This is a genomic window from Enterococcus sp. DIV1096b (genome assembly GCF_050498765.1).
Classification (GTDB): domain Bacteria; phylum Bacillota; class Bacilli; order Lactobacillales; family Enterococcaceae; genus Enterococcus_D; species Enterococcus_D entomosocium.
In genome coordinates this window covers 3174209-3196150 of record NZ_JBMHEK010000001.1, presented here as the reverse complement: position 1 = coordinate 3196150, position 21942 = coordinate 3174209, and the positions used below count along the sequence as shown (strand labels likewise).

18 protein-coding genes and 1 other RNA gene are annotated in these 21942 nt (G+C 45.4%); 14 read left to right on the top strand and 5 right to left on the bottom strand.

Going from position 1 to position 21942, the window contains the following annotated elements:
* Window positions 1-12: 12 nt before the first annotated feature.
* Complete coding sequence (locus IGJ17_RS14950) at window positions 13-2013, bottom strand: KUP/HAK/KT family potassium transporter (protein WP_142437357.1); 2001 nt, start codon at window positions 2011-2013, stop codon at window positions 13-15.
* A gap of 270 nt (window positions 2014-2283) precedes the next feature.
* Here IGJ17_RS14950 and IGJ17_RS14945 point away from each other — a divergent pair, with 270 nt between their 5' ends.
* Together IGJ17_RS14945 and IGJ17_RS14940 are read left to right on the top strand one after the other, a co-directional pair.
* Window positions 2284-3039, top strand: coding sequence for an ABC transporter ATP-binding protein (locus IGJ17_RS14945; RefSeq protein WP_008382046.1), 756 nt, complete (start codon window positions 2284-2286; stop codon window positions 3037-3039).
* Window positions 3040-4620, top strand: a complete 1581-nt coding sequence (locus IGJ17_RS14940) for an ABC transporter (RefSeq protein WP_086332722.1) — start codon at window positions 3040-3042, stop codon at window positions 4618-4620. It begins immediately after the preceding gene.
* Between the two features lie 284 nt (window positions 4621-4904).
* Here the strand turns inward: IGJ17_RS14940 and IGJ17_RS14935 are convergent, their stop codons facing one another.
* The 4 genes from IGJ17_RS14935 to IGJ17_RS14920 all read right to left on the bottom strand — a co-directional run bounded on the left by IGJ17_RS14935 (window position 4905) and on the right by IGJ17_RS14920 (window position 7465).
* Complete coding sequence (locus IGJ17_RS14935; protein ID WP_008382048.1) at window positions 4905-5384, bottom strand: universal stress protein; 480 nt, start codon at window positions 5382-5384, stop codon at window positions 4905-4907.
* A 64-nt stretch (window positions 5385-5448) separates the two neighbouring features.
* Entirely contained in the window at window positions 5449-5739 is a 291-nt protein-coding gene (locus IGJ17_RS14930) for a hypothetical protein (protein ID WP_005233435.1), read from the bottom strand.
* A gap of 168 nt (window positions 5740-5907) precedes the next feature.
* Window positions 5908-6102, bottom strand: a non-coding RNA gene (ssrS, locus tag IGJ17_RS14925) — 6S RNA.
* Window positions 6103-6187: 85 nt separating this feature from the next.
* Entirely contained in the window at window positions 6188-7465 is a 1278-nt protein-coding gene (locus IGJ17_RS14920; RefSeq protein WP_008382049.1) for a replication-associated recombination protein A, read from the bottom strand.
* Window positions 7466-7681: 216 nt separating this feature from the next.
* Between IGJ17_RS14920 and IGJ17_RS14915 the strand changes: the two genes are divergently transcribed.
* From IGJ17_RS14915 to IGJ17_RS14860, 12 genes are all read left to right on the top strand, one after another.
* Window positions 7682-8380, top strand: coding sequence for a DNA-3-methyladenine glycosylase (locus IGJ17_RS14915; RefSeq protein ID WP_005233451.1), 699 nt, complete (start codon window positions 7682-7684; stop codon window positions 8378-8380).
* Window positions 8316-8804, top strand: coding sequence for a DUF3013 family protein (locus IGJ17_RS14910; RefSeq protein ID WP_034872159.1), 489 nt, complete (start codon window positions 8316-8318; stop codon window positions 8802-8804). Before IGJ17_RS14915 ends, IGJ17_RS14910 begins: the two co-directional genes overlap by 65 nt.
* Before the next feature lie 11 nt (window positions 8805-8815).
* Window positions 8816-9763 (top strand): 50S ribosomal protein L11 methyltransferase, encoded by a 948-nt coding sequence (prmA, locus tag IGJ17_RS14905; RefSeq protein ID WP_005233456.1) that lies wholly within the window; start codon window positions 8816-8818, stop codon window positions 9761-9763.
* A gap of 1 nt (window position 9764) precedes the next feature.
* Window positions 9765-10520: a 16S rRNA (uracil(1498)-N(3))-methyltransferase gene (locus IGJ17_RS14900; protein ID WP_008382053.1), complete on the top strand. Its 756-nt coding sequence runs from the start codon at window positions 9765-9767 to the stop codon at window positions 10518-10520.
* Between the two features lie 4 nt (window positions 10521-10524).
* Window positions 10525-11190, top strand: coding sequence for a hypothetical protein (locus tag IGJ17_RS14895; RefSeq protein ID WP_008382055.1), 666 nt, complete (start codon window positions 10525-10527; stop codon window positions 11188-11190).
* Between the two features lie 187 nt (window positions 11191-11377).
* Window positions 11378-13588 carry a RelA/SpoT family protein gene (locus tag IGJ17_RS14890; protein WP_087664552.1) on the top strand — a complete coding sequence of 737 codons (2211 nt, stop codon included), beginning with the start codon at window positions 11378-11380 and terminating at the stop codon, window positions 13586-13588.
* Between the two features lie 6 nt (window positions 13589-13594).
* Window positions 13595-14041, top strand: a complete 447-nt coding sequence (dtd, locus tag IGJ17_RS14885; RefSeq protein WP_008382058.1) for a D-aminoacyl-tRNA deacylase — start codon at window positions 13595-13597, stop codon at window positions 14039-14041.
* Between the two features lie 313 nt (window positions 14042-14354).
* The gene (locus IGJ17_RS14880; RefSeq protein ID WP_081487954.1) at window positions 14355-15905 is read left to right on the top strand and encodes an ABC transporter permease; all 1551 of its coding nucleotides are present in this window, start codon (window positions 14355-14357) and stop codon (window positions 15903-15905) included.
* A 12-nt stretch (window positions 15906-15917) separates the two neighbouring features.
* Window positions 15918-16592, top strand: a complete 675-nt coding sequence (locus tag IGJ17_RS14875) for an ABC transporter ATP-binding protein (RefSeq protein WP_005227776.1) — start codon at window positions 15918-15920, stop codon at window positions 16590-16592.
* Window positions 16585-18135 carry a PASTA domain-containing protein gene (locus tag IGJ17_RS14870; RefSeq protein ID WP_429961588.1) on the top strand — a complete coding sequence of 517 codons (1551 nt, stop codon included), beginning with the start codon at window positions 16585-16587 and terminating at the stop codon, window positions 18133-18135. The genes IGJ17_RS14875 and IGJ17_RS14870 overlap by 8 nt, the downstream gene beginning before the upstream one ends.
* 185 nt (window positions 18136-18320) lie before the next feature.
* The gene (locus tag IGJ17_RS14865) at window positions 18321-20060 is read left to right on the top strand and encodes an ABC transporter ATP-binding protein (protein ID WP_429961587.1); all 1740 of its coding nucleotides are present in this window, start codon (window positions 18321-18323) and stop codon (window positions 20058-20060) included.
* Entirely contained in the window at window positions 19999-21921 is a 1923-nt protein-coding gene (locus tag IGJ17_RS14860; protein WP_229045650.1) for an ABC transporter ATP-binding protein, read from the top strand. Before IGJ17_RS14865 ends, IGJ17_RS14860 begins: the two co-directional genes overlap by 62 nt.
* The last annotated feature ends 21 nt before the right edge of the window (window positions 21922-21942 follow it).

Here is a 21942-nt window from a genome sequence, read left to right as displayed (position 1 = left end):
ACTGGCGGTTTCTTAGCGTTCCTCGATGCGTAATTCTGTCAGAGAGCTTTCTTTCATCTGACCGATGACCAAAGGAACGGTCTCATGAACCACATCGCTGTATTCTAAGCCGAACCAGCGTTCAGGTGAAATAGTATGGCGTTTGATAAAAAGCTTCGTCTGCATGACTTGCTTCTGCCATTTGCTTAATGCAGTTGCATTCGACAGCTCTTCTTCGATCATCACGAATTGGAAATCACCCACATTGCGTCCAGGCGTTAAGGAATAGCGTTGCGGCTGCAGCGGCAAGCGACCATCTTTCATCAATTCTTGAATGATTTGGCGAATGTAGAGATTGACTTCTTGCGGCACCCGAAAGCCGAGATAAAGCTTTAGTTTAACGATAAAATCGGTATCTGCCATCGAAACTTCATATTTTTTCGTATAAGGTTCATCGGTGACTTCCACATTGACGAACCAATACACTTTGGCACGCTTCGGCCGTTTGTCTAAAATGGAATAGATGAACTGCTGACCGATCTGATCGTCTTGCAGTTTAGGAACCATGAAGACGACGTTCGTCTGAGATAATGGCAAAGAATCATCTTCCCGCAACTGTTTCAATTGAGGGATGTAGGTAGAAAGTGCAACTTCTTCGGCAGCATTTTCTTGAATACGATTGCCCCATTCCCAAATCAGCATCACACCGATGATCACGCTGGCTAATAAGATGGCAACGTAACCGCCATGGAAAAATTTCGTCGCACTAGAGATAAAGAAAATGCCTTCGATCGTTGCAAAAAAGAGCGTGATGAACGGTGCCAAGAAACGGGTCTTCTTGTTTTGGTGCAAGTAGAAATACAGCAAAATAGTGGTCATCAACATCGTTACCGTAATGGCCAATCCATAAGCGGCTTCCATCCGAGTAGAGGTCTGGAAGAATAAGACCACGCCGGAACAGGCGATCCACAGCAAGGTGTTCAAGGCAGGAATATACATTTGCCCGATAGACGCCCCCGGATAGATGATTTGCATCCGCGGCAATAGTTTCAACTTGATGGCTTCAGAAACCAAGGTAAAGGAGCCAGACAGCAGAGCTTGCGAAGCAATGATGGCAGCGAGTGTGGCGAAGCTGACACCAAAGACTGTCCACCCTTGCGGCAACGCTTGGAAAAATGGGTTCAAGTTTTCGATTTCTTGATAAGTCGGGTTTTGATAGACTTGCAGCAGCCACGCCGCTTGACCAAAGTAATTCAGCATCAAGCAGATTTTGATATAGGGCCAGCTGGCATAAATGTTTTTTTTGCCCACATGACCTAAGTCCGAGTAGAGGGCTTCCGCACCAGTAGTCGCCAAAAAGATATTGCCGAGAATAAAGAGACCAGCGCTGTTATCGGGACTAAAGAGCAAATTGATCGCATACCGGGGATCAAGGGCCCGAATCACCGAAAGGTCACCGGCAAAGTTCATCACACCGACGATGCCCAAGAAGGTGAACCAGCCTAGCATGATCGGTCCGAAGGCTTTGCCGACAAACTCAGTCCCAAAGCGCTGCAGGGCAAAGAGGACCAATAAGATTGCTAAGGTGATGCCGACGATGATCGATTGGTCATTGCCGAAGCGATCAAAAAAGGCTGGAATCCCCCGTAATCCTTCGATGGCAGTGGTTACGGTCACGGCTGGCGTCAATACCCCATCTGCTAGCAGGGCTGCGCCCCCGATGATCGCTGGAATAATCAAGTAGCGGCTGTTTTTACGAACTAAGGTATAAAGGGAAAAAATCCCGCCTTCTCCATGGTTATCCGCGTTTAATGCGATCAAGACGTACTTGATCGTCGTTAACAAGGTCAGCGTCCAAAAGACGAGTGAGACGCTACCTAAGATAAAATCGGGCGTTAAGGTGCGGAGTCCGCCATTATCCTCCACCAGGGCTTTCATTACGTAAAGTGGGCTCGTACCGATATCACCGTAGACCACCCCCATGGCGACTAAAAGTCCGCCGGCGGTCACTTTTTTCATTTTACTTGAACTCATTGACTGTTTTCCCTCCATTTTAAACTGCAAAAAGACCTAAGCGGCCCCTTGCCACTTAGGTCTTGCAAGAAACATCTTAAACCAGCGGATTCCCGCTTGCTGTTGATCTAAGATCATGGAACGATCCATGTGCTACTCCCCTAAAGTGTTCTTATTATCTTTGTTTTTGCAGCTCCTGTCAATTGATTTGATAAAAATGGCAATAAACATTTTTCTTTTACTGCTTTTCAGCGTAAGATAACAATAGGTATGGAATAAGGAGGCAGGAAAATGATTGAGATCAAGAATCTGACGAAACAGTATGGACCCAAAAAAGCATTGTCTGATCTTTCCCTGACAATCCGTCAAGGGGAGATCTTTGGCTTTCTGGGACACAACGGGGCAGGGAAGTCGACAACGATCAAAAGCTTAGTTAGTATTTTGCAACCGACGAGTGGGGAAATCTTTTTTGACGGTCAATCCCTCGTGGAACATCGGGAAGCGATAAAAAAACAAATTGCCTATGTGCCGGACACGCCAGATTTATTTTTACAGCTAACAGCAGGGGAGTATTGGGACTTGATTGCCGCAGCGTATGAGGTGCCAGCAGCGGAAAAGGCCGAGCGTTTGCAAAAATTAGGGCGCTTGTTTGATATGCTGTCTCATGAAGAAGAGACCATCGCTAGCTTTTCCCATGGAATGCGGCAAAAAACGCTGCTGATTGGGGCATTGATCCCCGATCCGGACATTTGGATCTTGGACGAACCATTGCAAGGCTTAGATCCCCAAGCAGCGTATGATTTAAAAGAAATGATGAAACAGCATGCTGCCAAGGGCAAGACCGTGATTTTTTCTACCCACGTCTTAGACACCGCCCAGCAGTTGTGTGATCAATTAGCGATTTTGAAAAAAGGTGAGCTGCTGTACAATGGCTCAGTGGCAGATTTGCTGGCACAGCATCCGTCGCTTTCTTTGGAAACAATCTATCTGCAAATGACTGGGAGAAGTCAAGAAGAAGCGATTCTTGCAGAAGCGGAGGAAGCGTAGATGCGAAAACAACAATTTCTGACGCTGACCTCCGTTAATTTGCGGTATGCCAATCCCCAACTGACAGACAAAGCCCGCAAAAAAGGCAAGGCTGGTTCGACCTTGACCAGTTATTTGTTGTTTCAATATGCGCTTTCTGGAGTGGTGTTTCTGCTAGTCTATGGTTTGACGATGATCACATTGGATTTTAGTCAGATGCCGGGCTTTTTTACCTATTATGTCGCTTTGTTCGGGATTTTAGGCTTTTCCCAAGGGATTTCGTCCATTTACAATGTCTTCTTCGAAAGTCAAGATCTGCCAGCGTATTTGCCGCTGCCCTTTCGACAGAGTGAAATTTTTCTGGCAAAGATCGTGGTGGTATTTCTTACCGTTGCGCCGTTTATTTTTCCTTTGTTGGTCTTATTTCTCCTGACAGGGATTCGGGCAAACGTCTTTTTCTTGCTGACGATCTTATGGGCGTTCTTGCTGTTCGGCTTGTTTTTAGTCCTGATCTTCAGCATTTGCAGCTTGATCGTCTTCAGCCTGACGCGCACCAAGTTTTTCTTGAAGCATAAAAAATTGGTCACTAGTTTATTGCTAGGCGTGACGATGCTGGTTGTTGTGATCGGGGTCTTAATGATGAATCAGGTGAATACCTACGAGGCAGACGTGGTAGACCGAGGAGCGATCAGCTTTTTATTGCCCTTTTATTATGTGATGGTGGCGCCGTTTCAAACAACTGGTTTGCTTAGCTTGCTAGGGATCATCGCCACAGCAGGCGTGTTGCTTTTTGCCCTCTATCGGTTGATCTTGCCGAAGTTTTATGAGCAAGTGGCAGCCGCGGCGCCTAACCAAGGGAGTGTTCGTCGGAAACATAAACCCAATCAAGGCTTGGGCCAGCTGTTGTTTAATTACAATTCGCAGTTGATCCGTGATCCGAATTTGATCATGCAAGTCTTTTCTTCCTCGTTACTGATGCCCATCATTTTTTTAGTGTCCTTTGTGTTTACTGGGGTGGTTCAGTTAAGTGAATTGGATGAGCGATTTATCGGTGTTGTTTTCGTGGCGGGGATCGCCTTGGCGGCACTGATGGTCAACCCGACTTCTTTTATCAGTAATTTGATTTCATTGGATCAGGAGAATTTCTTGTTTGTCCGCTCCTTGCCGCTATCGATGAAGCGCTACTTGCGGGAAAAATTCCGCTTTGGCGTCGTTTTGCAGCTGAGCTTAACGGCAGTCATCGTGCTGGCAGCAGTGCTTTTATTCAAAATGCCGCTGATTTTGGCTGTCTCTTTTCTAGTCGGGGCACTTTGGAGCAGTTTTCTTTTGTGCTTGAAATATTTTGCTCGGGATTATCGATTGCTGCTTTTGGATTGGACCAATATCAGTCAATTGTTTACGAGAGGGGCGGGGAGTCTTGGGTTAGCCATTGGAACAGTCGCAACGCTATTTCTTTCCGTCATTGTTATCATCCTTTATGGCTTTGCTGCGACTTCGATTGATTTTTGGTTATTGAATGGTCCGGTTTTCTTTGTGATCCTCTTGACCAGCGTCCTTTGGATAGCCCATTATGACCATAGATTTTGGCGTCGTTTTTCCTAAGGGAAGCGACGCTTTGCTTTTTCTATTTAAGGATGGATAAATTAACTATTTATTCAGAAAATTCAGAAAAACTATTTACAATCAAAAGGAAACATGGTTAGATAGGAGTACCTATTACTTTGCTTTCATTTTTTGCTGTACAAGTTTGGATAACCGACTTGTCAAAGAGCTGTGACCAAAGGCAAAAAGACCAATGAGACCTAAGTGCTCGTTGACTCTTTTGCTTTTGTCACGGTTTTTTTTGCACAAAAAAACCTGCCGTTCGTCGGCAGGTCGTCTAGCTATCAAGCTTTGGTGTGGTCTTTTTCTGGGATTTTGTTTTCTAGATCTGTCCGCACAACTAACACATCACAGCCAGCATGGCGAATGACATACTCAGACACGGAACCGATAAAGATTCGTTCCACGGCATTTAAACCAGTGGCACCGATCATAATCAAATCGATGTTGTGATCTTCGGGCAATTGTTTGGCAATGATTGGTTTTGGCGAGCCGTATTCAATCACTGTTTTGACTGCAGTTACTTGGTGTTTGCGGGCATAATCCTCATAGTCTTTCAAAGTTTGTTTGGCCATTTCGGTTGCTTGCTCAGCAAGCATGCCGTCAAAAGAAGAAACGGTTTGAAAGGCCCGAGTGTCGATCACATGTGCTAAAACCAATTCAGAATCATTCCGCTGTGCCACGTTCACGGCTTTTTTGAAGGCTAATTCTGACTCGCTAGACCCATCGACGGCTACCATGATTCGTTGATATTGTTGTAACATAAGAAACACTCCCATCTGTTATCTTCTACTTTTATTGTAATGCTTTTTTCTGGAAAAAGAAAACCTAATCTTCCTTTTTTTTCATTTTTTGTGCCAGCAAGATGCTGAATGAAGCGGAAGAGAGCAGCAACAACGCCAAATAAAACAAGGCAATCAGCTCTCTATCGACAAAGCCCACAACCAATGCCACTACGCCTAAAAGGAAATGAATGAGGCTATAGGTTTTTAAGAAGACTTTATTCGCCTCAGTAGTAGGGATCAAAGTGAAAAAAATCGCTTGTTTGGCATAAAGCAAATAACTGGTGCCGAATAATACGAGTGCCACGATCGTAAATAATAGAAGAATCATAAACATACGCCATCCTATTCTAAGTTGATAGGTTTAGTATAGCGAACCCTAGAAAGAATAGCAAAAGCCACCCTTACTTTGATATCAGATGGAGGACGTTGCACGGTTTCTAACGGCTAGAAAACGCAAAAAAGCCATCTGTTAAAAACAGATGGCACATTCTAAAAAGAATGGGTAATATCCGTTGATGCCGTTCTTTTTCCCATAGTATTGATCCCGCAAATTCTAGCAGGTGGGTTCCACGGTCTAAGCTTCGAACTACCAAAGGAAAAGGCATGTTACCAGCATTGACACAAGACGGATCCCAAGATATCAATAAAAATGTTCGGTCAACACACAAAAGGGACAACTCGTACATCACAGAATTCCCACCCTTATAGTAGCATAGGAATGACGAAGGTGCAATAAAGTTGTTTGAAAACGATACCAAAAAGTCACTATTTTTTCTAAGCACCTAGTTTTTTTTCTTTCGTTGCTGCAATTGTTGGTACCGTTGGCCCAACGCTTGCTCATATTTACCGGTGGCTTTCGGTTGATAATAGTGGGTACCTTTTAGCTTATCAGGTAAATATTGCTGATCGACCCATGCATCATCAAAATTATGTGGGTATTGATAGCCAACTCCTCGATTCAAGCTTTCGGCGCCTTTGTAATGACTGTCTCGTAAATGATCCGGGACATCGCCAGCTTTACCGCTACGAATATCTGCGATCGCTGCATCCAATGCCATGTAGGCCGAGTTGGATTTTGGTGACAAACATAGATCGACCACCGTATCGGCCAAAGGGATCCGAGCTTCCGGCAAGCCCAAACGTTCAGCGGCTAACACAGCATTGACGGTTCGAGCAGCGGCTGCTGGGTTAGCTAAACCGATGTCTTCATAACCGATGACCATCAAGCGCCGACAAATGATCGCCAAATCGCCTGCCTCTACTAAACGACCTAAGTAATGCAGCGCACCATCCACATCGCTGCCGCGAATCGATTTTTGAAAAGCAGAGATCACATCATAGTGCGCATCCCCATCTTTATCATGGGTCAATGCTTTGCGCTGTACGCACTCTTCGATGATCGCTAAGGTCAAATGAATAATGCCGTCTGGTCCTTTTGGTGTGGAACGGGCAGCGAGTTCTAAGCCATTGAGGGCGCTTCGTAAATCACCGTTGGTCGCTCGCGAGAGATGCAAGCGGGCATCATCGGTCAATACGATGGTTTCTGATCCAAGTCCGCGAGTTTCATCTGCTAAAGCTTGATCAATGGCGGTCAAAATATCTTCTTCTTGGAGCGGTTTGACTTCAAAAATCTGTGTCCGACTGCGAATCGCTGGATTGATCGTAATGTAGGGATTTTCCGTCGTGGCACCGATCATAATAATCTTGCCGCTTTCTAAATGGGGCAGTAAAAAGTCTTGTTTTGTCTTGTCTAGTCGATGGACTTCATCAAGCAATAAAATGACAGTACCGCTCATTTTGGCTTCCTCTGCCACGATTTGCAGGTCTTTTTTTGTATCTGTGGCGGCGTTCAGCATGCGAAACGCATAGCGTGTCGAGCCGGCAATCGCACTGGCAATGCTGGTTTTTCCGGTTCCCGGCGGTCCGTATAGGATCATCGAAGAAAGCATTTTGGCTTCGACCATTCGGCGAATGATTTTCCCCGGGCCAACCAAATGCTGCTGTCCGACGACTTCATCTAAGTTCCGTGGCCGCATTCGATAAGCAAGTGGCTGCTGCATAAAACGATCCTCTCCTTTTCCTGTAAGTATAACATAAGAACGTACATTCTCATAAACAAGCTGATTTGCGTCCCTACGAAAACAAAAGGGCGCGTATTTTCCACTCAGTCAGCAAAAAACAGGTTCGTTGAAAAGAAATCGTTGAGATCACCGCAACTCTGTAGTCAAAGATAGTAAGTTGACCGAGAATTGTGTAGAATAAAGAGGGTGATGAGAATGGATGAATTAATGGCACTATTTGCGACACAGCCGACAACGACCATCGCACGTGCCTTATTAGGAATGTATTTGGAACATGAGACCCCAGAAGGAACATTAGGTGGGTATATCGTGGATTGTGAAGCGTATCTAGGTCCCGATGATCTGGCGGCTCATAGTGTGGGCATGCGAAACACACCAAGGGTTCGGGCGATGTATCAGGAACCCGGCACGATTTATTTATATACGATGCATACGCATCGAATTGTCAACTTTATTACGCAACCAAAAGGCATCCCACAAGGAATCATGATTCGCGGGCTAGAACCGGTGGATGGGATTGACTTGATGGAACAACAGCGACAAAAAACGGGACCGGATGTAGCCAATGGCCCCGGGAAACTAGTACAGGCACTACAGATTCCAGCTGAGCTTTACGGCGAATCGATTTTTACGAGTCCGCTGCATTTGGTTCCTGAGCGCCGACGTACCCCAAAAGAAATTTTGGCATTGCCTCGAATTGGTATCCCGAACAAAGGGGAGTGGACTCAGATGCCGCTTCGATTTGCGGTAGCTGGTAATCCTTATTTAACAAATATACGAAAAGCCGCTGTTCAGCAAGATCATGGCTGGCTAGAAAGAAGGAATAGTGATGGCGAAAGAAACGATATTGACTTACTTAGATCAGCGATTAACGAAAAAAATCTCCGATTATGATGTGGCGATCGATTGGGATGCCAAAAATCATACCATCGAATTGGTGTTGCGCTTGTTTGCCGAAAATCCTCAACAAGTCCAAATCGACGATGCGCAAGGTGTGGCATCAGAGGAAGCGATCATTGAATTTGAAGATGGGATTTTGTTGTATGATCCACAAAAATCAACGTTTGATGAAGAAGATTATTTAGCGACGATTCCTTATGCAGGAAAAAAAGGGATCCAAAAAGCGTTGTTAGACGGATTGGTTGATTACATTCAAGAAATTTTAGAAGAAGGCCAAAGCGATCTGCTTGATTTCTTGAACGATGACAGTGAAGAAGCGATCTTTGAATTGCGATTCAACGAAGAAGCATTTGTGGAGAAAATGACGAACTATCAAGCCGGGGCTGGGGAAACCATGATCCCGTACCCTAGTTACTAAGGAGAACGAACATGAAATGGAATGAAGTAACCGTAGCGACAGCTAGCGAAGCAGTGGAAGCAGTCGCCAATATTTTAATGGAACACGGAGCAAGTGGGGTAGCGATCGAGGACGTTTTAGATGTCGAAAATTTTAAAAGCGATGCGTATGGCGAAATTTTGGATAAAGAAACCTATACGACCTTAGAAGAAGGTGCGCAAGTCAGTGCCTATTTCCCAGAGACGATTTTTTTGCCAGAAGTGCTGCCGACGATCAAAGCAGCCATCGACCGTCTGCCGGAGTATGGTTTGGCAATCGGCAAAAACACCATCACAACGAGCGAGGTCGTGGAAGAAGCATGGGCAACGGCCTGGAAAAAATATTACCATCCAGTCCGTATCTCCCGCTATCTGACGATCGTGCCGAGCTGGGAAAACTATCAACCGCTGCAAGAAGATGAAAAGATCATCACCCTTGATCCGGGAATGGCCTTTGGGACCGGCACGCATCCTACGACACGCTTGACATTACAAGCCCTAGAAGTCTACTTGCGGGGCGGTGAAACCGTCTTAGATGTCGGGACGGGCTCAGGGGTGTTAAGTATCGCCAGCAAATATTTAGGTGCCAAAGACGTGTTTGCTTATGATCTAGATGAAGTCGCTGTGAGGTCCGCCCAAGAAAATATGGCGATGAACCCCATTGCTCACGATGTGACCGTGCAAGCCAATGACCTTTTGCAAGGGGTGACGGTCCCTGCTGATCTTATCGTTGCCAATATTTTAGCGGATATCATTTTATTGATGATCCCTGATGCATGGCGTTTATTGAAGCAAGAGGGCACCTTGATCGTTTCTGGGATCATTGAGACGAAAAAACAATTAGTGATCGATGCCATGATCGCACAAGGCTTTGAGATCGATCAATTGTTCAATCAAAAAGACTGGTATGCGATCGCCTTTAAAAAACCAGAGGTAGAGTAAGATGCAGCGATATTTTTTACAGGAGCCTTATGAAGCAAAAGCGGTGTTTGCCGTTTCGGGAGAACCCTTCCACCATATGATCCGAGTGATGCGCATGACTCCCGGCACGAAAGTCGGTTTAGTTTTTGAGGATCATTTGGCGATCATCGCCAAGATCAAAGAGGCCGATGAAGAAACGGTTTACTTAGAGGAAGTCGAAAAAGAACAGCAGGACAAGGAATTGCCGCTGCAGGTCACGATCGCTAGCGGCTACCCGAAAGGCGACAAGCTGGACTTGATCGTTCAAAAAGGCACGGAACTTGGGGCGGCAGCATTTATCGGTTTTCCTGCGCAAACTTCGGTCGTGAAATGGGATCAAAAGAAGTTACAGAAAAAGCAGCAGCGGCTGCAAAAAATCGCCCAAGAAGCGGCGGAGCAATCCCAACGGCAGATCGCACCAGCCATCACACTACTGGATAACGCCAAAGCATTTTGGCAAAGCCTCAGTCAGTACGATGCGGTCCTAGTGGCTTATGAAGAATCAGCCAAGCAAGGAGAAGTAGCGATGCTGCTGCAAGTGATCACCGAATTGCCCGTTGGTAGCAAAGTTTTAGCGATCTTTGGCCCAGAAGGCGGTCTGACCCCCTCCGAAATCGAAGGAGCCCAGGAAAACAACGCTAAATTATGCGGGTTAGGCCCTCGGATTTTACGAACAGAAACAGCACCGTTTTATTTTTTAAGTGCTGTCAGTGTGCTAACGGAATTAAAGAGGATGTGAGTTGATGAATAAGAACCAAGAAGCAATCAGTGTCCGTTTGTTGACGGCCGATCTGACCGACTGGGTCTTGAAGGATTTTATCAATCAATATAAAACGGCTTTAAAGGAAGTCGTCGTTTTGCCTAGTGCCATTCGGCGGGCGAAAATCTTGGCACAAGGCTCTTCCTTACAAATCGGCGCAGTGATCGATTACCCCCTTGCCCAAGGAACACTGGCAAAGGTAGCGTTTGAAATCGGTCGGGCGTTTATGGAAGGTGCCGATTTTTTGGAAGTCTGGCTACCGGCTTCTTCCTTCATGGAAAATGATCGTGGCTTTGCGGAATTGACTGAAACGATTCGCTCCTTGACCTTGACAGGAGGGGAGATCCGCTTAGCTGTGCAAACCGAGATCATGAATGAATTGACGAAGATCCAAGTGGCACAACGCTTGAAAGAAGAAGCATGGCCAAAGATCGTGTTAGGACAAAAACAACCACTAGCAGAAGCATTGCACGACGTGAGCTTGTTTTCCTTAGATGGTGGCAGTCAACTGTCGATCCAGATCAATCCTGACACAATAGATGAACAAGCTATGCAATCACTACAGGCTGCTGGCGCTGAGAAAATCGGGCTCTCGTATCATGTTTTTGAAGAATTGCTTAAGGACCAGCCGGCACCCGATGTGCTTTGAACAACAGCGATTGAAAAATAGCTGAAAAATTTGTATAATAATACTACTAAATAAGAACTGCAGGTTAGACAGGAGTCCCATGCTTAGAACGTTTGTCCGCAAGGCTTTGGGTGCGTGACGAAACGTTAACAGCGACTTCTGTCTGCCTTTTTGATAGCACAAAAAAGAAGAGCAGGAGGCGGAATGAATGGCAAAAGAAGTTATATTGACCGGGCCCAATGTCATCAAATTGGTCGCTCATTATATGAGTGAAGAACATGTTGCCTTTGTCCAAAAAGCATTAGATTACGCGACAGAAGCCCATAAAGAACAATTCCGTAAATCCGGCGAGCCGTACATTATTCATCCAATCCAAGTTGCGGGGATCTTGGCAGAATTGCAGATGGACCCTCATACCGTTGCAACAGGTTTTTTGCATGATGTCGTCGAAGATACCGATGTGACGTTAGCCGATCTGAAAGAAGAATTCGGTGCCGATGTAGCGATGCTAGTGGATGGCGTGACCAAGCTGGGTAAGATCAAGTACAAATCTCATGAAGAACAATTAGCAGAAAATCATCGGAAAATGTTGATCGCCATGGCGCAAGATTTACGGGTCATCATGGTCAAACTGGCTGACCGTTTACATAATATGCGTACGTTGAAACATCTGCGGGAAGACAAACAACGCCGCATCGCCCAAGAAACGATGGAAATCTATGCCCCATTAGCTCATCGTTTAGGGATCAGCCGAATCAAATGGGAACTAGAAGATATTTCTTTGCGTTACTTGAATCCACAGCAATATTACCGAATCGTGCATTTGATGCAGACCAAACGAGAAGAACGGGAATCCTACGTTTCCGAAACCGTGGAAGAGATTCGGATCGCTACGGAGGAACTAGATATCTATGCTGAGATCTATGGTCGACCAAAGCATATTTACTCGATCTATCGCAAAATGAAAGACCAAAAGAAACAGTTCAATGAAATTTATGATTTGTTGGCGATCCGAGTGATCGTTGACTCCATCAAAGATTGTTACGCGGTTTTGGGAACGATCCATACAAAATGGAAACCAATGCCTGGGCGGTTCAAGGACTATATCGCTATGCCAAAAGCCAACATGTACCAATCGCTGCATACAACGGTCATTGGTCCCAAAGGCAATCCTGTCGAGATCCAAATTCGGACCCATGAAATGCATGAGATCGCTGAATTTGGGGTTGCTGCGCACTGGGCCTATAAAGAAGGTAAGACGGAAAAAGTCAAAGCCGACAAGATGACCCAACAAGTTGGCTGGTTCCGCGAAATCTTGGAACTACAAGATGAAAGCTATGATGCTTCTGAATTTATGGAAGGTGTCAAAGGCGATATTTTCAGCGACAAAGTCTATGTCTTTACGCCAAAAGGTGATGTGACGGAGTTGCCTCAAGGCTCCAGTCCACTGGATTTTGCCTACAGCATCCATACCGACATCGGCAACAAAACCACCGGCGCCAAGGTCAACGGAAAAATGGTCCAATTGGACTACAAGCTAAAAAATGGGGACATTATCGAGATCTTGACCTCACCAAATTCCTTTGGGCCAAGCCGCGACTGGGTCAAACTAGTGGCTACCAGCAAAGCGAAGAACAAAATCAAACGATTCTTTAAAGCCCAAGATCGTGATGAAAATATCATCAAAGGGCATGAGGCAGTGGTTCGTACTTTACAAGATATGGGCTTTGTGCCAAAAGAATTCTTGACGAAAAGCAAAATGGCGGAAGCTTGCGAACGGTTCAACTACCAAACAGAAGATGATCTATTTGCCTCTGTCGGCTATGGGGAAGTCAGTCCCACGACCTTAGCCAACCGTTTGACCGAAGAAGAACGGCGCGAGAAACAAATCGAGAAGCAAAAGCAGCAAGTCCAAGAGATGATCAATCAACCGGCGAAAAAAGAACCAGAAAAAATGAAGGTTCGTCACGAAGGCGGCATTGTCATTGAAGGGGTCGATAACTTGTTGATCCGCATCTCCCGCTGCTGCAATCCGGTTCCTGGGGATTCGATCGTCGGCTATATTACTAAAGGGCGGGGAATCTCGATCCACCGCAGCGATTGCCCCAATGTTCAAAACAAAGAGGCAGCGAACCGTTTGATCGATGTTGAGTGGGAAGATGCTACCGACATCAACAAAGAATACGATGCCGATCTTGAGATCTATGGCTATGATCGGTCTGGGTTGCTCAACGATGTCTTGCAGACGGTCAATAGCGTCACGAAACGCTTAGTGAGTGTCGAAGCCAAAACCAATAAAGACAAAATGGCAACGATCCGTATCACGGTGGCGATTCAGAATTTGACTCATTTGAAATCGATCGTTGATAAAATCAAGCAGATTCCAGATGTTTACAGCGTCAGACGTACGAAGGGGTGAGAAAGAATGCGGGCAGTGATCCAGCGAGTCAGTCAAGCAAGCGTGTCGATTGAGGACAATATCGTCGGTGCGATCCAACAAGGGTTCATGGTTTTGTTGGGGATCACCCATGAGGATACAGGCGACGATGTGGCTTATCTCGTAAGAAAAATCAAAAATCTGCGGGTTTTTGAAGACGAAGAGGGCAAAATGAATCGGTCACTGGAAAGCATAAACGGCGCGGTCTTGAGTATTTCACAGTTCACCCTTTATGGGGAGACCAAGAAAGGCAATCGCCCTAGTTTCATTCAAGCGGCACCGCCAAGTATTGCGACCCCGCTTTACGAAGCCTTTAATGAAGGTTTACAAGCCGAAGGCATCACTGTTGCTACTGGAAAATTTGGCGCAGATATGCAAGTCGCCTTGGTCAATGATGGCCCGGTGACGATCGTGATCGATACGAAAGAAAAATAGGGAATACAAAACGAAGGATTTTCTCGCTGGAAAAGAGTGGGAGAATTCCTTCGTTTTTTTTATACTCTCGAAAGCGCTAAGCATTTTTGATGGAATCCAAGTGAAATCTAAGTTGAAATCGGGAAATCTTACAAAACTGTTAGCAAAAATTCCATTCTTTTATTTGTTATTTAACATCTTTTTCTTGTTCTTTTATAAGGGTTATTAAATGGAAATATCTTTTTCACCCGTTTTTTAATATTTTAAATTCGAAAAACGATCCTTTATTGCGATTGTTCTTGAGGGAGAAGTATGGAATAATTGTTAAAAAATAATGTCACTGGAGGAAATAACAATGAACTTTTGGCAGCGTGCATTAAAGAGTATCACCAGAAGAAAAGGGAAATCATTTATTTTATTTTTAGTTCTATTTATTTTAGGCAATGTGATCGCTGGTGCTGTAGCAATTCAACAATCCACTGCCAACGTGGAGCGAGAGACGAAACGCAAAATGGGGAACGTAGCTACGGTGGAAATGGATTGGGAAGGTTTTGAAAAAGACCATGCGGATGCTTCGGAGGAAGAGCAGTCACAAGAAGATTTTTATCCGAAACCACCAGCGCTGGATCTTTATGAGCAAATCGGTCAATTAAGCTATGTGAAATATTTTGATTACCAAAATCAAGCGTGGTTAGAAACAACAAAATTGAAAGCCTATACGCCAGAGGATGGATCGGTCGGCATGGGTGGCAACTACTTCTCTTTGAAGGGCGGAAATTTGGTTGAGCCATTAGACATGCAAGAAGGCTTGATTCGCTTGGAGGAAGGCGAGGGATTGACAGAAAAAGATGTCAGTGAATTGACGAACGCGGTATTGATCAGTAAAGAGATCGCAGAATTGAATAACCTGAGTGTCGGTGATCAATTGGTATGGGATACACGGGCAGAAGTCATGATGGAAGGTGGTTCAAGTGAGGGAGTAAGTGATGATAGTGAGGATGTGACGGACGAAACGGCTGAGAGTGGCAATCGTGTCGCGACCTTTGATTATCCCGTGACCATTGCAGGGATCTTTTCTGTAATTAAAAAGGATCAAAGCAATCAAAGTAGTTCATCAGATCAAAGTGATTCACAAAATAGTGATCAGGTATGGCAAGTGATGGAACAAATCAATACCTTTTATGCTAGCAATAATTTAGTGCAAGATTTTAACAAATTGCAGTCTGAAAAACTTTGGGGTCAAGAAGTGATCGAAGAAGAGTCAGACGCCTATTATCAACCGATCTTTGTCCTAAATTCAACGGATGACGTCGAAGCCTTTAAACAAGAAGCCGGTGCGTTATTGCCCCAATATTATCGTGTCATTGCTAATACGGATCAATACGAGCAGATCGCCGGTGGCTTTACTCGGTTAGGGGTGATCGCAAATTACATCGTGATCATTGCGTCGATCGCAACCATCTTTATTATTTCCTTAGTGGTCTTGCTTTTCTTACGAGATCGGAAACAAGAATTGGGCATCTATCTCTCCTTAGGGGAAAGCCGTGGGAAAGTCATTGGACAGATCGTGATTGAAGTCTTGCTGGTTAGTTTAGCCGCACTGCTATTGTCCTTAGTGACCGGGAACTTATTAGGTGGTGCCGTTTCAAATACCTTGATGCAAAACGATTGGATGAGCAATCAAAATGATATGGGCGGTGTTTATTCTGGCGGTTTGATGGCAGCTGATATTGATTACATGGATATCAAGAATGCCTATCAAGTGTCCTTCTCAGCAGGCTACATCATTACGTATCTGCTGTTAGGTTTAGGAACCGTCTTGTTCTCAGCTATTTTACCGCTGTTGTATATTTTACGCTTGAATCCAAAGAAAATCATGATGTAGGAGGAACCAACGATGACTTTATTAGAAACCAAAGCAGTCGATTACTATTACCAAGACGGCGATCAGCGCCGCTATATACTGAAAGAGACCTCTGTTTCTTTTGAAAAAGGGACTTTCTATGCCATCTTAGGGCAATCTGGTTCGGGAAAAACGACGTTTTTATCCTTGATCAGTGCGTTGGATAGTCCGAAAAGCGGTCAAGTACTTTATGAAGGCACCGATATCGAAAAAATTGGGCATGAAAATTATCGCCGCGACGACATCAGTATCATTTTCCAAAGCTATAATCTGATTCCCTATTTAAGTGCAGTTGAAAATGTCTTAGTGCCGATGGCGATCACGAAAAATCAGCTGCCAGACAATCAGCGAGAAGTGGCATACAATTTACTGGATTATATAGGCATCACCAAAGAAAAAGCCGATCGGCTCGTCAATCAATTATCTGGTGGAGAACAACAGCGGGTAGCGATCGCCCGGGCGTTAGCCACCAATGTCGATATCATTTTAGCGGACGAACCAACCGGGAATTTGGATGAAGAAATGGAACAAGAGATCATCGATATCTTTAAGGAGCTGGCACACGTCCACAACAAATGTGTGATCGTCGTGACCCACGCCAACGAGATCGCTCAACAAGCGGATGAAGTCTTGTATTTACGTAAAGGTGTGTTGAGTAAACATGAGTGATTTTTTATCAAATTTTAGCCCGGACAACTATGATGGCAAAAAGAAATCCGCTGGCAATAGCGAGAAAAAAACTAGCGAACCTGTCGGAGATCAAAATGCAAGAGGCGCGGAGCAAGCGAGCAAACCAGCGGAGCCAACGACGGTTCACCAATCAGAAGAGCCGACAGCTAGTGAGCCGATGAGTCGCTCGGCAGCCCGTCAACAAACACAGACGACTGAAGCAAAAGCGGCGAGTTCTGGGACTGAGAAGGTAGCATCAAAGGAACCAGTCAGCCGTTTTGGTAAAGAAGAAACGGAATTTGATCCGACCTACAAAAAGCGTCAGCAGAAAAAAATCTTGCTGATTGCTTTACTGACCGCCTTGGCGGTTGCCGTGATCGGGATCGTCTATTATCAGATGACCCATGTGAAGGTGCCGGATTTCACTGCCCAAGATCTGTCAGAAGCGCGGACGTGGGGCATGGAAGAAGGCGTCACTATCAAAGTGGAGCAAGAATATGACTTTGACAAAGACGTCAACCAAGTAATCGACCAAAGTGTCGACCCTGAGAAAAAAATCAAGAAGGGTGCCACACTGACACTGACGGCGAGTCTCGGGCCTGATCCTGAAGAACGCTTAGAGCTACCGGATTTTTCAGCGATGCAAGTGACCGAAGCAAAAGATTGGATCGCTAGCAATAAAGCCGAGAACCTCTCTTTGATCGAACAATTTGACGACAACGTAGCAGCAGAAGCTTTTATTAAACAAGAGGCGGCCAACAAAGAGCTTGATTTAGCCGAATACAAACGCAAAGACCGTTTGAGTGTCTATTATTCAAAGGGCAAAGAAGTCTTTGAAAAAAATATTGAAGTACCTGATTTTACAGGCAAAGCCAAAAGTGAAGCTTCTGAATGGGCGAAAAAGAATGACTTGAAATACAAAGAAGAAACCGTCTTTTCTGACAGTGTCGCCCTAGACCTGGTGGTTTCACAAGAACCAGTCAAAGGCAGCAAACTTGCGAAAAAAGAAGAATTTGTGGTGAAGGTCTCAAAAGGCCAGGCTTTGACCGTTCCAGATTTTTCACAATACACGATCGAAGAAGCCCAAGGTCTAGAATCGAAGATCCCGCTGCAAGTCAGCACGGTCTATTCCGATCAAGTGGCGTATGGTAGTTTCTTGAGTCAGTCGGAGGAAGCAGGCAAAGAATACAGCGAAAGCGATACTTTGCCAACTGTCAAAGTCGTCTACTCATTAGGCAGACCGTATTTGAAAGACATCCGTTTCCAAGCAACGGAAGGCGACTTGCCAAAACTATTCTTTGATGAATACAAATCAAAAGGCGCCAATGTCTATTACGAAATCTACTATGTCGATTCGGCGGAACCGAAAGGAACCGTCGTTGAAATGAGCCGCTACGGCGAGTTTATTCCCTTAGAAACGTGGATCACTATCGGGATCAGTCGTGGCAATCTGCAAGGCAGTACCCAAACACCGCCGGCAGATGATGGCGGTGACGATACCGATGAACCGATCAGTACCGCTGGTTCAAACGCTACCGAATAATTCCTACCAAGCGCTTTTTCAAACCGCATCAAAAGGTAAGCACCCTTCCTTGGAAGGGTGTTTTTACTTACTAATTGTAAAAAAAACACGAGCGAGCCGCTTGAAATCGCTGGATCGATAAAGTAAACTTGATGGTAACGATAAAAAATGGCTCCGCAGTGCCATCTATAGAAGGGACGAAACAAATGATAAAAAAATTACTCGCGAATGTTGGCAGCTATAAGAAGGACAGCTTGCTGACCCCTGTGTATGTAGCAGGAGAGGTTGCCTTAGATGTCATTATGCCCCTGATCATGGCCATGATGATCGACCAAGGGATCGAAAAAGGAGACGCCGGTGTGATTCTAAGAGATGGCGGCTTGCTTTTTTTATGTTCCTTGATCGCGTTACTTTTAGGAACGCTTGGTGGACGAACCGCAGCGATCGCTTCGGCTGGTTTTGCCCGCAACCTGCGGCACAATCTGTTTCGCCGAATCCAAGATTTTTCCTTTTCAAACATTGACCGCTTTTCTTCCTCCAGTTTGATCACCCGCTTGACCACTGACGTGACCAACGTCCAAAATGCGTATCAAATGATTATTCGTATTCTGGTCCGCAGCCCGTTAGTTCTGATTTTCTCACTTGCAATGGTTAGCACCATCAGCCCAGAACTTATGACGATCTACTTAGTTGTTTTGCCGATCTTAGCGATTGGCCTTGCCTTAGTGATTCGTTTTGCCCACCCACTGTTTCTAAAAGTATTCCGCATTTATGACCGCTTGAATAATGTGGTGCAAGAGAATTTACAAGGGGTTCGTGTCGTGAAATCGTATGTCCGGGAAGAACAGCAAGAAGAACTGTTTGGCGAAGTGTCCACCGATGTTTATCGGAATTTCACGCTGGCGCAACGGATCGTTTCCTTTAATATGCCATTGATGCAATTTGCAGTCTATACATGTATGCTACTCTTGTCATGGTTTGGTGCCCAGCTGATCGTGGAACAAAGTAGCCTGACGACGGGTGAATTAGTCAGCATGTTCAACTACACGATGCAGATTTTGATGAGCTTGATGATGATGTCGATGGCTTTCGTGCAGATTTTGATCGCACGAACGTCGGCAGAACGGGTCGTGGAAGTATTAGATGAAGAAAGTGACTTGAAAAATCCCGCTGATCCGGTCAAAGAGATCAAAGACGGCTCCATCGTTTTTGAAAATGTTGGCTTTAGTTACGCCAATGACAAAAACAAGTTGGCGCTGACGGATGCGAATCTACACATCGAATCCGGTGAAGTCATTGGAATCATTGGTGGAACCGGGAGTGGGAAATCCACCCTCGTCCAGCTGATCCCGCGCTTATATGATGTGATTGAAGGGCGTGTCATCGTCGGCGGTCATGATGTTCGCGACTATGATTTAGAAGCATTGCGGGACCAAGTAAGTATGGTCTTGCAAAACAACGTACTCTTTAGCGGCACTATCAACGACAATTTGCGTTGGGGCAATGAAGAGGCATCGGATGAAGAGATCCAGCGCGTGGCAACGATCGCACAAGCCGATCCCTTTATTCAAGAGTTTCCTGACAAGTATGAAACACAGATTTCGCAAGGAGGAAACAATGTTTCCGGTGGGCAAAAACAACGGTTGACGATTGCTCGCGCCTTGCTGAAGAAACCGAAAATCTTGATTCTCGATGATTCTACTAGTGCCGTCGACACCAAAACCGATCACAGTATCCGCGAAGGCTTGAAACGAGAAATTCCGGGAACGACGACGATCATTATTTCTCAACGGATCAACTCGATCGAAGACGCCGACCGGATCATCGTAATGGATGATGGAAAAATCAACGGCATCGGTACCCACCAAGAATTGTTGGCAAACAATGCCATCTATCAAGAAGTGTACCATTCGCAGCAGAAAGGATTTGGTGAAGGTGAAGAATAGACAAGCAGCAAATCCCAAGCGCACATTGAAACGTTTATTGCGAACGATGTTTGGCGACTACAAAGGACAACTCCTGTTCGTAGTGGTCATGATCTTGTTAAGTGCCTTTGCCAACGTACGCGGTTCGTTGTTTTTACAAGTCGTGATCGACGATCATATCACACCCCTCTTAGGGCAAGCCAATCCTGATTTTGGCGGCTTGTTTCGGGCGATCGTTCAAATGGCGATCATCTACCTGATTGGAATCTTGGCCGCACTGACCTATAACTTTATGATGGTCAAAATCAGTGAAGGGACCCAGAAAAAAATCCGGGATCAAATGTTCACGCATATGCAGTCTCTGCCCGTCGGCTACTTTGATGCCCGCTCAGATGGCGACATCATGAGCCATTTTACTAATGATACGGATACGTTGCGTCAAATGATCTCTCAAAGTATTCCGAACTTGATGATGGCGGCAGTAACCTTTTGTTCCGTCTTTATCGCCATGTTCTCCATCAGTGTCCCATTGACTCTGTTCGTGATGCTGTCGGTTATTTTGATGCTAAATGTGATCCGCATCATTTCTCGCCGCAGCGGCCGCTTCTTTGGCGCACAGCAACGAGATTTAGGCGCTGTCAACGGGTATATCGAAGAAATGATGCACGGGCAAAAGGTCGTCAAGATCTTCAATCATGAAAAGATCGTCATGGAAGAATTTGATGCCTTAAATGACCAACTACAAGAAAGTGCCACTAAAGCCAATGTCAATGCCAATACCTTGATGCCGATCATGATGAACTTACTGAATGTCCAATATGTCTTGATCGCCATCATTGGTGGCCTGTTTGCCATCAATGGTGTTTCTGGACTAACGGTTGGGATGATCGCTTCTTTCTTGCAGCTGAGCCGTTCATTGAATGGTCCTATCAGCCAAGTGTCACAACAAATCAACTTTGTGATCATGGCGTTAGCCGGTGCTGAGCGAATTTTCAACCTATTAGATGAAACGCCAGAAATCGATCATGGCTACGTCACACTGGTCAATGCCAAATGGTCCCAAGGTCAGCTAGTTGAAACCAAAGAACGAACCGGCACGTGGGCGTGGAAACATCCCCACGAGGATGGAACCATTACCTATACGGAAGTGACGGGAGATGTGCGGTTTGAAGACGTTGATTTTGGTTATGTCGACAATCAACTGGTCTTACATGATATCAATCTTTATGCAGAACCCGGACAAAAAGTTGCCTTTGTCGGTGCCACAGGTGCTGGTAAGACAACGATCACCAATCTGATCAATCGATTCTACAATATCCAAGATGGGAAGATTCGCTATGATGGTATCAATATTGAAAAAATCCATCTGGAATCCCTGCGCCGCTCCTTAGGGATCGTTTTGCAAGACACCCATTTGTTTACTGGAACGATTCGCGAGAATATTCGGTTCGGGAAACTGGATGCTAGTGATGAAGAAGTGCTGGCAGCTGCGAAATTAGCTAATGCCGACATGTTTATCAACCATTTGCCAGAAAAATACGATACCGTGATCACGGGAGATGGCGAAGGACTTTCCCAAGGGCAACGGCAGCTGTTGGCCATTGCTCGCGCAGCGATCGCTGATCCACCAGTGATGATCTTAGACGAGGCCACCTCAAGTATCGACACCCGTACAGAGCGGATCGTCCAATCAGGGATGGACCGTTTGATGTCTGGACGGACCGTGTTTGTGATCGCCCACCGATTGTCTACGATCCAAAACTCCGATGTCATCATGGTAATGGATCATGGCCGCATCATTGAGCGGGGGACCCATGAAACGCTATTGGCTGAAAAAGGCACCTATTATCAGCTATATACTGGAAAAATCGAATTGGATTGATCCTGCCAGTGCTATGGCTCA